General features: G+C 69.1%; 4 protein-coding genes (1 of these 4 running past the window's edge). 3 read left to right on the top strand and 1 reads right to left on the bottom strand.

Annotated features, from left to right (window positions below):
* The 3 genes from ofaC to AC1RMG_RS00770 all read left to right on the top strand — a co-directional run.
* Nucleotides 1-11,371 carry the 3' portion of an orfamide A non-ribosomal peptide synthetase OfaC gene (ofaC, locus tag AC1RMG_RS00760; protein WP_493167975.1) on the top strand. The gene continues 3,335 nt to the left of window position 1, outside the view, so only the last 11,371 of its 14,706 coding nucleotides appear in the window; the start codon falls outside the window, past its left edge; its stop codon occupies nucleotides 11,369-11,371.
* Between the two features lie 150 nt (nucleotides 11,372-11,521).
* Nucleotides 11,522-12,673 (top strand): macrolide transporter subunit MacA, encoded by a 1,152-nt coding sequence (macA, locus tag AC1RMG_RS00765; RefSeq protein WP_011060449.1) that lies wholly within the window; start codon nucleotides 11,522-11,524, stop codon nucleotides 12,671-12,673.
* Between the two features lie 2 nt (nucleotides 12,674-12,675).
* Nucleotides 12,676-14,634 carry a MacB family efflux pump subunit gene (locus tag AC1RMG_RS00770; RefSeq protein WP_493167978.1) on the top strand — a complete coding sequence of 653 codons (1,959 nt, stop codon included), beginning with the start codon at nucleotides 12,676-12,678 and terminating at the stop codon, nucleotides 14,632-14,634.
* 60 nt (nucleotides 14,635-14,694) lie between these two features.
* On the opposite strand, the gene AC1RMG_RS00775 is transcribed toward AC1RMG_RS00770, so the two are convergent.
* Nucleotides 14,695-15,483 (bottom strand): helix-turn-helix transcriptional regulator, encoded by a 789-nt coding sequence (locus tag AC1RMG_RS00775; protein ID WP_041752100.1) that lies wholly within the window; start codon nucleotides 15,481-15,483, stop codon nucleotides 14,695-14,697.
* Nucleotides 15,484-15,562: the final 79 nt, after the last annotated feature.

The following is a 15,562-nucleotide window of genomic DNA, read 5'->3' on the forward strand; positions in this document are numbered from 1 at the left end:
GGAACTGGCCCTGGGCGAGCTGTTCGCCAATGCCGAGCTGAGCGCGGTGGCCGCGGTGCTGGAGCGCGCCGGGCGCAGCCATCTGCCGGAGATCTTCCCGGCGGTGCAGGATCACGACCTGCCGCTGTCCTTCGCCCAGCAGCGCCTGTGGTTCCTGGCGCAGATGGACGGTGCCGCCAGCGCCTACAACATTCCCATCGGCCTGGGCCTGCGCGGGCAGCTCGATCGCTCGGCGCTGCGCCAGGCGCTGCAGGCCATCGTCAGCCGCCACGCCACCTTGCGCAGCCGTTTCGTGCGCGTCGAGGACCAGCCCCAGGTGCTGATCGGGCCCCTGGACAGCGCTCTGGAACTGCACGAGGAAGACCTGCGCCAGGCGCCGCTGACCCTGGCCGGGCGGGTGCGTGCCGAAGCCGCCCAGGCCTTCGACCTGGAGCAGGGGCCGGTGATCCGCGCGCGCCTGCTGGCCCTGGCGGACGATCACCATGTGCTGCTCCTGACCCTGCACCACATCGTTGCCGATGGTTGGTCCATGGGCGTGCTGACCCGGGAGCTGGTGGCCCTGTACGAGGCCTTCAGCCAGGGCCGGCCCGATCCCTTGGCGCCGCTGGCGGTGCAGTACAGCGACTTTGCCCTGTGGCAACGGCGCTGGCTCAGCGGCGAGGTGCTGCAGCAGCAGAGCGACTACTGGCGCCAGGCCCTGGCCGGCGCGCCCAGCCTGCTGATGCTGCCCACCGACCGGCCGCGGCCGCAGCAGCAGGATTTCAGCGGTGGCAGCATCGAGCTGCTGCTGGACCGGGCCCTGAGCGACCAGCTCAAGGCCCTGAGCCAGCGCCATGGCTGCACCCTCTACATGACCCTGCTGGCCGGCTGGGGGCTGCTGCTGAGCCGCCTTTCGGGGCAGGACGATCTGCTGATCGGCAGCCCGGTGGCCAACCGCATGCGCGCCGAGGTGGAAGGGCTGATCGGGCTCTTCGTCAACACCCTGGCCCTGCGCTTGGACCTGGACCCGGGGCAGAGCGTGAGCGGGCTGCTGGCCCAGGTCCGCGCCCGCAGCCTGGAGGCCCAGGCGCACCAGGACCTGCCGTTCGAGCAGGTGGTGGAAATCGTCCGGCCCCAGCGCAGCCTGTCCCACAGCCCGCTGTTCCAGGTGGTGCTGACCTGGGTCGACAACTTCGCCCAGGACCTGCAACTGGGGGACCTGAAACTCGAAGGTGTGGTCGGGGCCAGCGCGGTGGCCAAGTTCGACCTGACCCTGAGCCTGGGAGAAAACCAGGGGCAGATCCGCGGAACCCTGGACTACGCCACCGCGCTGTTCGATGAGGCCACGGTGCAGCGCTATGCCGCCTACCTGGTGCAGGTGCTGCGGGCCATGGTGGCCGACGATCAGCAATGCCTGGCCCAGGTGCAGTGGCTGGATGAGACCGAGCGCCGGCAACTGCTGGAGGATTTCAACGCCAGCGCCGTGGACTACCCACGGGGCCGGACCCTGGCCCAGCGCTTCGAGGCCATTGCCGCTCGGCAGCCCGAGGCCACGGCCCTGCAGGTGGGCGCGCAGCGCCTGAGCTATGGCCAGTTGAATGCCCGGGCCAACCAACTGGCCTGGCACTTGCGGGAGCTGGGGGTGGGCCCGGATCAGCGGGTGGCGATCTGCGTCGAGCGCGGGCCGGGGATGGTGATCGGCCTGCTGGGGATTCTCAAGGCCGGTGGCGCCTATGTGCCCATCGACCCGGGTCACCCCGCGGAACGCATCGCCTACCTGCTGCAGGACAGCGCGCCGCTGGCGCTGCTGGTGCAGGGCAGCACCCGGGCCCTGGTGGGCCAACCGGCCATGGTTCGGGTGGACCTCGACCAGCCCGAGTGGCAGGCCCGCCCCGAGGGCAACCTGCAGGTGCCGGGCATGAGCTGCGCGCACCTGGCCTATGTGATCTACACCTCCGGTTCCACCGGCCTGCCCAAGGGCGTGATGGTGGAGCATGCCAGCCTGGAAAACCTGCTGGACTGGCATTGCCAGGCCTTCGACCTGGGGCCGGGGCGACATGCCTCCAGCGTCGCCGGTTTCGGCTTCGACGCCATGGCCTGGGAACTCTGGCCGACGCTGTGCGGCGGCGCCACCCTGCACCTGCCGCCGGCCGGTATCGGCCACCAGGACCTCGACCAACTGCTGCACTGGTGGCAGGCCCAGCCCCTGGACCTGAGCTTTCTGCCGACCCCGGTGGCCGAATACGCCTTCAGCCAGGGCCTGGGCCACCCGACCTTGCGCACCCTGCTGATCGGCGGCGACCGCCTGCGCCAGTTCAGCCAGGAGCCGAGTTTTGCCGTGGTCAACAACTACGGCCCCACCGAAACCACGGTGGTGGCCAGCTCCGGGCGGCTGCTGGCCGGCGGGCCCCTGGACATCGGCCGGCCCATCGCCAATGCACGGATCTACCTGCTGGACCCGCAGCAGCGGCCGGTGCCCATCGGCGTCGCCGGTGAGCTGTATGTGGGCGGCGCCGGGGTGGCCCGGGGTTATCTCAACCGCCCGGAGCTGACGGCCGAACGCTTTCTTGAAGACCCCTTCAGCACCGTGCCGGGCGCACGCATGTACCGCAGCGGCGACCTGGCGCGCTGGCGGGCGGACGGGCGCATCGACTACCTGGGGCGCAACGACGACCAGGTGAAGGTGCGTGGCGTGCGCATCGAGCTGGGGGAGATCGAGACCTGCCTCAACCGCCTTCCGGGCATCCGCGAGGCGGTGCTGCTGGCCCGGGAAGATCAGCCGGGGCAGACCCGGCTGGTGGCCTATTTCAGTGCAACCCCCGGCGCCGAGCCGAGCCCGGCCGAGCTGCGCAGGCGCCTGCTGGAGCAACTGCCGGAGTACATGGTGCCGGCGGCCTATGTGCACCTCGCTGCCTTGCCCCTGACCGCCAACGGCAAGCTCGACCGCCGGGCGTTGCCGCAACCGCCGCTGGAGGCGCTGCTGAGCCGGGACTATGTGGCCCCCGAGGGCGACAGCGAGATCGCCCTGGCGCAGATCTGGAGCGAGCTGCTGCAGGTCGAGCGGGTAGGGCGCCACGATCACTTCTTCGAACTGGGCGGCCATTCGCTGCTGGCCATGCGCATGCTGTCCCAGGTGCGGCAGCGCCTGGGGGTGGAGCTGGCCCTGGGCGAGCTGTTCGCCAATGCCGAACTGTGCGCCGTGGCCGCGGCCCTGGCCCGGGCCGAGCGCAGCAGCCTGCCGGACCTGCTGCCGGCGCCGCGCAACCAGCCGCTGGCGCTGTCCTTCGCCCAGCAGCGCCTGTGGTTCCTGGCACAGATGGAAGGGGCCAACACCGCCTACAACATTCCCATCGGCCTGCGCCTGCGCGGGCCACTGGACGGCGCGGCCCTGCAGCAGGCCCTGGAGCGCATCGTCGCGCGCCATGAAACCCTGCGCAGCCGCTTTGCCCAGTACGGTGACGAAGCCCAGGTGCTGATCGCCCCGGCCGAATCCGGGCTGGAGCTGCTGCTGGAAAACCTGCGGGGCCACCCCCAGGCCAGCGACGCCTTGCAGGCCCTGGTGCAGGGCGAGGCCTCGGCGCCGTTCGACCTGCAACGCGGGCCGCTGATCCGCGGGCGCCTGGTCAGCCTGGCGGACGACCACCATGTGCTGTTGCTGACCCTGCACCATATCGTCAGCGATGGCTGGTCCATGGGCGTGCTGACCCGGGAACTGGTGGCGCTGTACCAGGCCTTCAGTCGTGGCCTGCCCGACCCCCTGGCGCCGCTGGCGGTGCAGTACAGCGACTTTGCCCACTGGCAGCGGCACTGGCTCAGTGGCGCGGTGCTGGAGCAGCAGGCGCAGTACTGGCGCCAGGCCCTGGAGGGGGCGCCGCCGTTGCTCATGCTGCCCACCGACCGGCCACGGCCGGCCCAGCAGGACTACGCCGGCAGCAGCGTCGAGGTGCGTCTGGATGCGCAATTGACCGCCGGCCTGCGCGCCCTGAGCCAGCGCCATGGCACCACCTTGTACATGACCCTGATGGGCGCCTGGGCGCTGCTGCTGGGGCGGCTCTCGGGGCAGTCCGAGGTGGTGATCGGTACCCCGGTGGCCAACCGCATGCGCGCCGAGGTGGAAGGGTTGATCGGGTTGTTCGTCAACACCCTGGCCCTGCGCCTGGACCTGGAGGCGGCGCCCCGGGTCCAGGCGCTGCTGGCCCAGGTCCGCGCCCGCACCCTGGAGGCCCAGGCTCATCAGCACCTGCCGTTCGAGCAGGTGGTGGAGATCCTGCGGCCGTTGCGTAGCCTGTCCCACAGCCCGCTGTTCCAGACCCTGTTCACCTGGCAGAACGGCGACGGCCCGCAGCTGGAGCTGGGGGACCTGCAACTGGAGGGCATCCACGAGGCCAGCCACTTCGCCAAGTTCGACCTGTCCCTGAGCCTGGGGGAGGTGCAGGACCGCATCGAAGGCAGCCTGGAATACGCCACGGCGCTGTTCGATGAAACCACCATGCTGCGGTATGCCGGCTACCTGCAGCGGGTGCTGCAGGCCATGGTGGCCGATGAACAGATGCTGCTGGCACAGGTGCCGCTGCTGGATGCCGCCGAGCGCGAACAGCTGCTGCACGGCTTCAATGCCACCGCCCGCGACTACCCCCTGGAACAGACCCTGCACGGGCTGTTCGAGACCCAGGTGCTGCGCAGCCCCGAGGCCATCGCCGTGCAGGCCGGCGAGCAGCAGTTGAGCTACCGCGAGCTCAACCAGCAGGCCAACCAGCTGGCCGGGCACCTGCTGCACCTGGGCGTCGGCCCCGACAGCCGGGTGGCGATCTGTGTCGAGCGCGGGCTGCCCATGGTGGTGGGCCTGCTGGGCATCCTCAAGGCCGGCGGCGCCTATGTGCCCATCGACCCGGGCTACCCCGCCGAACGCATTGCCTACATGCTCGACGACAGCGCGCCCCAGGCGCTGCTGGCCGATAGCGCGACCCGGCCGCTGCTGGGCAACCTGGCGCTGCCCCTGGTGGATCTCGACCAGCCGCAATGGCACCGCCAGCCCCGGGTCAACCCGCGGCTCAACGGCCTGACCCCGAGCCACCTGGCCTATGTGATCTACACCTCCGGTTCCACCGGCCGGCCCAAGGGCGCGATGAACGAGCACCGGGCCGTGGTCAACCGCCTGCTGTGGATGCAGGAGCAGTACCGTCTCACTGCCGAGGACGCGGTATTGCAGAAGACCCCGTTCAGTTTCGACGTCTCGGTCTGGGAGTTCTTCTGGCCGTTGTTCACCGGCGCACGGCTGGTGATGGCGCGCCCCGATGGGCACAAGGACCCGGCCTACCTGCGCCAGGTGGTCCGTGATGAACGCATCAGCACCTTGCACTTCGTGCCCTCGATGCTCGATGTATTCCTGGCCTATGGCGACACCCGCGAATGCGCCGGCCTGCGCCAGGTGATGTGCAGCGGCGAGGCGCTGCCGGGCAGCCTGGTGCGGCGCTTCAAGCAGCAGTTGCCGCAGGTGGCGCTGCACAACCTCTACGGCCCCACGGAAGCGGCGGTGGACGTCACCGCCTGGGATTGCGCCGGCCCGCTGGCACAGACCCCGGACAACACCCCCATCGGCAAGCCCATCGCCAATACCCGCATCTACCTGCTGGACGGGCAGATGCAGCCGGTGCCCCGAGGCGTGGTGGGCGAGCTGTACATCGGCGGGGTGCAGGTGGCCCGGGGTTACCTGAACCGCGAGCAGTTGAGCGCCGAACGCTTCCTCAAGGACCCGTTCAGCCAGGAACCGGGCGCGCGCCTGTACCGCACCGGCGACCTGGCCCGCTACCTGGCCGACGGCACTATCGAGTACCTGGGGCGCAACGACGACCAGGTGAAGATCCGTGGCCTGCGCATCGAGCTGGGGGAAATCCAGGCGCGCCTGACCCAGCTCGAAGGGGTCAAGGAAGCGGTGGTGCTGGCCCGGGAAGATGTGCCGGGCGACCAGCGCCTGGTGGCCTACTACACCACCGTTGCCGGGCAGCCGGCCCTGGCGGTGGAACAACTGCGCCGGGCGCTGCTGGAACACCTGCCGGAGTTCATGGTGCCGGCGCTGTTCGTGCACCTGGCGGCGCTGCCCCTGAGCCCCAATGGCAAGCTGGAACGCAAGGCCCTGCCGGCCCCGGGGCTGGAGGCGGCCCAGGTGCGCGAATACGAGGCCCCGGTGGGCGACACCGAGATCCTCCTGGCGCAACTCTGGGCCGAGCTGCTCAAGGTCGAGCGGGTGGGGCGCCACGACCACTTCTTCGAGCTGGGCGGCCATTCGCTGCTGGCGGTGAGCCTGATCGGCCGCATGCGCCGGGCCGGGCTCTCGGCGGATGTGCGGGTGCTGTTCGGCCAGCCGACCCTGGCGGCCCTGGCCGCTGCCGTGGGCCGCGGTCGCGAGGTGCAGGTACCGGCCAACCTGATCTACCGCGACTGCCCGCGCATCACCCCGGACCTGCTGCCGCTGCTGGCACTGGACCAGGCCGCCATCGACCGGGTGGTGGCCACGGTGCCCGGCGGTACCGCCAATGTGCAGGACATCTACCCGCTGGCGCCGTTGCAGGCCGGCATCCTGTTCCACCATCTGGCGGCTGGAGCGGGTGACCCCTATGTGTTGCAGGCGCAGTTCGCCTTTGCCAGCACCGAGCGCCTGCAGGCCTTCGCCCAGGCCTTGCAGGGGGTGATCGAACGCAATGACATCCTGCGCAGCGCGGTGCTCTGGGAAGGCCTGGAGCAGCCGCTGCAAGTGGTCTGGCGCCAGGCGCCGCTGTGCTGCGAAGAGATCGCCCTGGAGCCTGGCGACGGCGAGGTGCTGGGCCAGTTGCAGGCGCGCTTCGACAGCCGTCGCTACCGCCTGGACATCGCCCAGGCGCCGCTGCTGCGCCTGGTGCATGCCGCCGACCCGGTGAACCAGCGAGTGGTGGCCCTGCTGCTGTTCCATCACCTGGTGATGGACCACGTGGCCCTGGAGGTGCTGCAGCACGAACTGCAAGCCTTCCTCCTGGGCCAGCAGCAGCGCCTGGGGGAAGCGGTGCCGTACCGCAACTACGTGGCCCAGGCGCGCCTGGGCATCGGCGAGGCCGAGCATGAGGCGTTCTTCCGCCAGATGCTCGGCGATATCGACCAGCCGACCCTGCCGCTGGGCCTGCAGGAAGTACCGGGAGGCAGCGCCGAACTCAGCGAAGCGCGCCAGCCCCTGGACCGCCTGCTGAGCCGGCGCCTGCGCTTGCAGGCGCGGCAACTGGGGGTCAGTGCCGCAAGCCTGATGCACCTGGCCTGGGGCCGGGTGCTGGGCAGCCTGGCGGGGCAGCAGCAGGTGGTGTTCGGCACCGTGCTGCTGGGGCGGATGCAGGGCGGCGAGGGCGCCGAACGGGCCCTGGGAGTGTTCATCAACACCTTGCCGCTGCGGGTCGATCTGGGCGAGTTGCCGGTGCGCGAGGCCCTGCTGGCCACCCATGAGCGGCTGGCGCAGCTGCTTGGCCACGAACAGGCGCCGCTGGCCCTGGTCCAGCGTTGCAGTGGGGTGGAGCCGGGTACACCGTTGTTTAGCAGCCTGCTCAACTACCGCCACAGTGCCCCGGCGGCAAACCAGGCGGGGCAGGCCGGCAGTGCCTGGGAGGGCATGCAGTTGCTCAATGCCCAGGAGCGCAGCAACTACCCGCTGACCCTGAGCATCGACGACCTGGGGGACGCCTTCATGCTCACCGCCGTGGCCGCCGGGATCGATGCCCGGCGCATCTGCGACTACCTGCACGGCACCCTGGAACAGCTGCTGCTGGCCCTGGAGCAGCAACCGGAACAGGCCATCGGCCAGGTGCCGGTGCTGCCGCAGGCCGAGCGCCGGCAGGTACTGGAGGGCTTCAACGACACGGTGCGCGACTACCCGCGCGAGCAGGTCCTGCACCAGTGTTTCGAGGAGCAGGTGCTGGCCCGGCCGCAGCAGGTGGCAGCGGTGCAGGGCGCCGAACAGCTCAGCTATATCCAGCTCAACACCCGGGCCAACCAACTGGCCCAGCATCTGCTGCAACTGGGGGTGCAGCCCGGGGATCATGTGGCGCTGCTGCTGCCGCGCTCCCTGGACCTGCTGGTGAGCCAACTGGCGGTGAGCAAGTGCGGCGCCGCCTATGTACCGCTGGACGTCAATGCCCCGGCCGAGCGCCTGGGGTTCATGCTGGCCGACAGCGGGGCGCCGGTGCTGCTCAGCCACAGCGAGCGGGTGCTGGAAGCCGCGGTGCAACGGGTCGACCTGGACCGTCTGCGCTTCGACCGGCTGGCCGGGCACAACCCGAACCTGGCGCTGTCGTCCGAGGCGGTGGCCTACGTCATGTACACCTCCGGTTCCACTGGAGCGCCCAAGGGCGTGCGGGTGCCGCACCGGGCCATCACCCGGCTGGTGATCAACAACGGCTATGCCGATTTCAACCCCGAGGACCGGGTGGCCTTCGCCTCCAACCCGGCCTTCGACGCCAGCACCCTGGAGGTCTGGGGGCCGCTGCTCAACGGTGGCCGGGTCGTGGTGGTGGACCACGCGACATTGCTGGACCCGCACGCCTTCGGCTCGCTGCTGGAACGCACCGGGGTCAGCCTGCTGTTCCTCACCACCAGCCTGTTCAACCAGTACGTGCAACTGATTCCCCAGGCCTTCAAGGGGCTGCGCATGCTGCTCTGTGGCGGCGAACGGGCGGATGCCACGGCCTTCCGGCGGATCCAGGCCGAGCTGCCGCACTTGCGCCTGGTCAACGGCTACGGGCCCACCGAGACCACCACCTTTGCCGTGACCCATGAGCCCGGTGAGCTGGCGGCGGATGCCGACAGCGTGCCCATTGGCCGGCCGCTGTCCAACACCCGGGTGTACGTGCTCGATGCCCTGGGCCAGCCGCTGCCGGTGGGGGTGGTGGGGGAGCTGTACATCGGGGGTGATGGCGTGGCCCTGGGCTACCTCAACCGTCCGGACCTGTCGGCGCAGAAGTTCCTCATCGACCCGTTCCACCAGCAGACCCACGGCACCGCTGCGCCGGCCCTGATGTACCGCACCGGCGACCTGGGCCGCTGGCTGGAAAATGGTCTTCTGGAATGCATCGGGCGCAATGACGAGCAGGTGAAGATCCGCGGCCTGCGCATCGAACCCGGGGAAATCCAGGCGCAGTTGGCCCGCTTCCCCGGCCTGCGGGACGGCGTGGTCGTGGTGCGTGAAGACAGCCCCGGGGACAAGCGCCTGGTGGCCTACTACACCCTGCACGAGCACACCCCGGCGCCGGATGCCGAGCAACTGCGCAGCCACCTGCAACAGCAGTTGCCGGACTACATGGTGCCCCTGGCCTATGTGCACTTGCAGGCCTTGCCCCTGACCCGCAACGGCAAGCTGGACCGCCGTGCGCTGCCGGCGCCCGGCAGCGCGGCCCAGCTCGCCCAGGCCTATGCCGCGCCCCAGGGCGCGCTGGAGCAGGCCCTGGCCGGGCATTGGGCGGCGGTGCTGAAGCTCGAGCAAGTAGGTCGCCACGACCACTTCTTCGAACAGGGCGGGCATTCGCTCTCGGCCATCCAGTTGATCAACCGCCTGCAACAGGCGGCGTTCGACGTGACCCTGGCGGAGCTGTTCCAGCACGCCACGGTGGCGGCCATGGCGCGCCTGTTGAGCGAGCGCACGGCCGCGCCGCGCTCCACCGAGCTGATCCCGGTGCGCACCGGCGGCAGTGGCCCGGCGCTGTTCCTGGTCCATGAGTTCACCGGGCTGGACGTGTATTTCCCGGCCCTGGGCCAGCACCTGGAAGGCGATTTCCCGATCTACGGCCTGCCCGGCGTGGCGGTCGGCGAGCCGCAGTTGCGCACCCTGGAATGCCTGGCCACACGCTTGCTTGACGTGATGCGCAAGGCCCAGCCGCAGGGGCCGTATCGCCTGGCCGGCTGGTCCTTCGGTGGGGTCCTGGCCTATGAGATCGCCCAGCAGTTGCTGGGCCTGGACCAGGAGGTGGAGTTCCTCGGCCTGATCGACAGCTACGTGCCGCGCCTGACCGACCAGGGCAAGGCGCGCTGGTCTGGCGAGCACGCGCACAAGCGCCACCTGCTGTTGCAGTGCCGCGCCTACTGGAGCGCCCAGGGCGCGGCCGGGGTGCAGCCCCTGGCGCACCTGGAACAACTGGAGGCGCCGCTGGAGCCACTGGACTTTGCCGACCTGCTGCAACGCTGCCGCGACCAGGGGCTGCTGTTCGAGCAACTGGCCACGGCGCCGCCGCAAGCGCTCGGCCATTACCTGGATCGCGAGGTCGCCCACGGCCATGCCCTGGCCCATTACCGGGTCCATCCCCTGGGCATGCCGGTGCATCTGTTCTGCGCCGCCGAACGGCCCACCGAGCTGTCCCGGCGCAGCCCGACCCTGGGCTGGGGCGAGATCCTGCCGGCGGGCGAACTGCACTGCATCAGCGTGCCCGGGGACCACCTGAGCATGATGAAGGCGCCGCATATCCAGGCCCTGGGGCACGCCCTGGGCCAGGCCCTGGCGGCGGCCAGGGCCAAGGGCGCGGTGAGCGCTGTGCCGCACCAGCCCTTGCTGCGGATCCAGAGCGGGCGCCCCGGGCACACGCCGATCTTCTGCGTGCCCGGGGCCGGTGACAGCATCACCGGCTTTATCGGCCTGAGCGAGGCCCTGGGGGCCGAATGGCCGATCCTCGGCCTGCAGGCCCGGGGCCTGGACGGCTGCGGGGTGCCCCATGGCCAGGTCGAAGTGGCGGCCCGGCATTACCTGGAGGCCATCACCGCCGAGTACCCCGACGGGCCGCTGCACCTGATCGGCCATTCCTTCGGCGGCTGGGTGGCATTCGAGATGGCCGGGGCCCTGCAGGCCGCTGGTCGCGAAGTGGTGTCGCTGACCCTGATCGACAGTGAGGCTCCCGGAGGCAATGGCGCGCTAGGGCGGCCCTATACCACCACCGCGGCGCTGTGGCGCTTGATCGAATCCATGCAACTGGCTGCAGGCCAGGACATGGGCATCGACCCCGAGCGCTTCGCCGCCGAGGACGACGGCATGCAGATGCACCTGCTGCATGCCGGCATGGTCCGGGTCGGGCTGTTGTCCCCGCGCGCCGACCCGCGGGCCATGCACGGCCCGGCGCGAACCTTCGCCAGCGCCCTGCGCACCCGCTACCAGCCTCGGCGCCCGTACCAGGGCAAGGTGCGCCTGGTGCTGGCGGATGACCCGAGCCTGGACGCCGCCGGCAACCGCCGGGAGCAGCAGGGGATGGTCCAGGGCTGGCGCCGGCAGGCTGCGCACCTGCAGGTGTGGTACGGCCCGGGCAACCACTTCAGCCTGCTCAAGGCGCCCAACGTCTACCACTTGGCGGCCTGGTGGCATGACGGCCTGGCGCTGCCCCAGGGGGAGGTCATGTCATAGGGCGCGGGGCAACACAGGCGCTGGCCCTGCCGGCGCCTGGACACCCGGTTTAATTCATCTGGAACACCGCTCACTACGGCAGCACGGTGTTCTGTAAGGGGGCTCGCCGCTGGCCGGTGCAGCCCGCCCTCAACGGACTTGTGGTCATCTATGGAAAAGTCGAAGTTTCGCAAAATCGGTATGGGGCTGTTGCTGGTGGTTGTGGCCGGGTTGATTTTCTATACGGTGCAGGCGCCGGCGGAGCCGCCGCAGTACCTGACCGCCAAGGTCGAACGGGGGGATATCGAGAACGCGGTCCTGGCCTCGGGCCTGCTCGAAGGCATCAAGCAGGTGGATGTCGGGGCCCAGGTCTCCGGGCAGTTGAAGTCGCTCAAGGTCAAGGTCGGGGACAAGGTGAAAAAGGGCCAGTGGCTGGCGGAAATCGACCCGCTGGTGCTGCAGAACACCCTGCGCCAGGCCCAGGTGGACGAGGAGAACCTGCAGGCCAAGCGCCGCGCCACCGCGGCCCAGCTCAAGGAAACCAAGGCCATCTACGAGCGCTACCGTGACTTGCAGTCCGACGCCTCGATTTCCCAGCAGGATTACGAGACCGCCGAATCCAACTACGAGGTGCAGCGGGCCAACCTGCTGTCCCTGGACGCGCAGATCAAGAGCGCGCACATCCAGATCGACACCGCCAAGGTCAACCTGGCCTACACCCGCATCGTCGCGCCGATCGATGGCGATGTGGTGGGGGTGGTGACCCAGGAAGGCCAGACGGTGATCGCCAACCAGCTGGCGCCGGTGCTGCTCAAACTGGCGGACCTGGACACCATGACCGTCAAGGCCCAGGTTTCGGAGGCCGATGTGATCCATATCGCCCCCGGCCAACAGGTGTACTTCACCATCCTCGGCGAGGCGGAAAAACGCTACTACGCCAAACTGCGGGGCACTGAGCCGGCGCCGCAGAACTTCCTCGAAACCCAGACCGCCGGCACCCCCAAGCAGAACACCGCGGTGTTCTACAACGCGCTATTCGACGTGCCCAACCCGGACCATCGGCTGCGCATTTCCATGACTGCCCAGGTGCGCATCGTGCTGGATACCGCCAAGGACGTGCTGATGGTACCGGTGGCGGCCCTGGGCCCGCGCAATGCCGACGGCAGCTTCGCGGTGCGGGTGCTGGACGCCAAGGGCCATGCCCAGGCGCGCAACGTCAGCACCGGGATCAACAACAACGTCAAGGTGCAGATCAAGGACGGCCTGGCGGAGGGTGACCGGGTGGTGATCGGTGATCCGCTGCCCGGCACGGCAGGGGCCTGAGCATGAGCGAGCCCCTGCTGCACCTCACCGGCATCAGCCGCAGCTTCACCGCCGGGGATCGGGAGTTCCTGGCCCTCAAGCACATCGACCTGAGCATCCAGGCCGGGGAAATGGTGGCGATCACCGGGGCCTCGGGGTCGGGCAAGTCGACCCTGATGAACATCCTCGGCTGCCTGGACTACGCCACCGCCGGCAGCTACAAGGTCAACGGCCGGGAAACCCGCGACCTCGACGACCAGGCCCTGGCGGAACTGCGCCGCGACTACTTCGGCTTCATCTTCCAGCGCTACCACTTGCTGCCGCACCTGAGCGCCATGCACAACGTCGAGATGCCGGCGATCTACGCCGGTACCCCGCAAGTCAGGCGCCATGACCGGGCCCGGGAACTGCTGGCGCGCCTGGGTTTGTCCGGGCACCTGGGCCACCGGCCCAACCAGCTCTCCGGCGGCCAGCAGCAGCGAGTGAGCATCGCCCGGGCGCTGATGAACGGCGGCGAAGTGATACTCGCCGACGAACCCACCGGTGCCCTGGACACCGCCAGCGGCAAGGAGGTGATGAACATCCTCCAGGAACTGCACGGCCTGGGGCACACGGTGATCATCGTCACCCACGACCCCAAGGTGGCGGCCAACGCCCAGCGCATCATCGAAGTGCGCGACGGCGAGATCGTCAGCGACCGGGCCAACCCGCGCCCGGCGGACGAGGCGCCGAGCGAGCCACCGGTCAGCGTGCGGCCCGCCGGTGCGCGGCGCCTGGTGGCCAGCCTGGGGCTGTTCAAGGAGGCCTTCGTGATGGCCTGGGTGGCGCTGGTCTCGCACCGCATGCGCACCCTGCTGACCATGCTCGGGATCGTCATCGGCATCACCTCGGTGGTGTCCATCGTGGCCATCGGCGAGGGCGCCAAGCGCTACGTGCTCAAGGACATCCAGGCCATCGGCAGCAACACCATCGACATCTTCCCCGGGGCCAGTTTCGGCGACAGCCGGGCGGCGGCGATCCAGACCCTGATGCCCGCCGACGTGACGGCCCTGAACCAGCTGTACTACGTCGACAGTGCCACGCCCATGGTCGGCCGCAGCCTGTTGCTGCGCTACGGCAACATCGATCTCAACGCCACGGTCAACGGCGTCAGCCACCTGTATTTCCAGGTTCGCGACATCAAGCTGGCCAGCGGCATTTCCTTCAGCGAAAACGACGCGCGGCGCCAGGCCCAGGTGGTGGTGATCGACCACAACACCCGCAACCGCCTGTTCGGCCCGGATGTCGACCCGCTGGGGCAGGTGATCCTGGTGGGCAACCTGCCGTGCACGGTGATCGGCGTGACCCGGGAGAACAAGAACATGTTCGCCGCCAGCAACCTGCTGAACGTCTGGCTGCCCTACGAGACCGCCGCCGGGCGGGTGCTCGGCCAGCGCCACCTGGACAGCATCAGCGTGCGGATCAAGGACGGCCAGCCGAGCAAAGTGGTGGAGGAGCATGTGAAGAAGCTGATGGAGCAGCGCCACGGCACCAAGGATTTCTTCACCAACAACCTCGACAGCATCATGCAGACGGTGCAGCGCACCAGCCGCTCCCTGGCCCTGCTGCTGTCGCTGATCGCGGTGATTTCCCTGGTGGTGGGGGGAATCGGGGTGATGAACATCATGCTGGTGTCGGTCACCGAGCGGACCCGGGAGATCGGCATCCGCATGGCGGTGGGGGCCCGGCAGTCGGATATCCGCCAGCAGTTCCTGGTGGAGGCGGTGATGGTCTGCCTGATCGGCGGGGCCATCGGCATCAGCCTGTCGTTCGCCATCGGCTACCTGTTCACCCTGTTCATCAAGGAGTGGGAGATGGTGTTTTCCATGGGGTCGATCATTACCGCGTTCGCCTGTTCGACCCTGATCGGCATCGTCTTCGGCTTCGTTCCGGCGCGCAACGCCGCGCGCCTGGATCCCATCGAGGCCCTGGCCCGGGATTGACAGGCCGTAGACCGAACCGCCGGCGCTGGGGCCGGCGGGGGTTACAGGGCCAAGGCCGGATCAGGCCGTCGGGGTTTCGCTACTGTGCGGCGCTTGTTCCTCGGGCGAGTACATCCAGCGCAGCAGCGAGTGCCGGCCACTGATGCCGAGCTTGATGGCGGCGCGTTTCAAGTAGCTTTCGACGGTATTGACCTTGAGCTTGAGCTGCTCGGCCAGCTGCGGCGCGGTGCGCCCGGCCAGCAGCCCGACACAGACCTCCAGCTCGCGGTTGGACAGGCGCAGCCCGGACTGTTCCAGGCGCGCGGCAAAGCGCAGGCGCAGGCTTGCCAGGCCCTCGATGGCGGCACTGTCCTGCTCGGCGGCATCGCCCCGGGGCTGCAGGGCGCTGATGTGTTTTTCCACCATGGGCAGCAGCAACGGCGAGATGTCCTCCAGCAGCAGGCGTTCCTGGGGGGAAAAGCTCTGGTCCTGGCTGCTGCGGTACACCGAGAGCACGTAGTGGTAGGAGTCCTTGCGCCCGGTCAGGTGCAGTTGTGCCGGGTCCGCGTGGCCGCGCTGGCGTTGCAGCGACGGGCCCGGGGCCGGTTCGCCGGGTTGTTCGGGAAAGCCGGTGAGCAGCAGCGGGTCATTGCTGGCATGGGCATCGCTGTACAGCGGGTGGCGGGTCTGCATCAGGGTGTTGCCGGTTCTGCCGACGGCCTGTTCCGGGTCGGCCCGCAGTTGGGTGATATGGGTGGCGTCCACAGCCAGCTGGGTGAGTATCAGGTCGTGCAGCATGCGCGGAAAGTTGCGGCTGCCGGTGCTGGCGATGACCTTACCAATGTGTGGAAACAGTATTTGTGAGTTCATCATTTCATCCATGAATGTGAAGGTGTGGAGGGGGGCTGCCTTATAGCAACGAGTTTGGGTCAGGGTTGATTTACCTCCT

The organism is Pseudomonas sp. GW822-FHT04H02 (assembly GCF_058800645.1).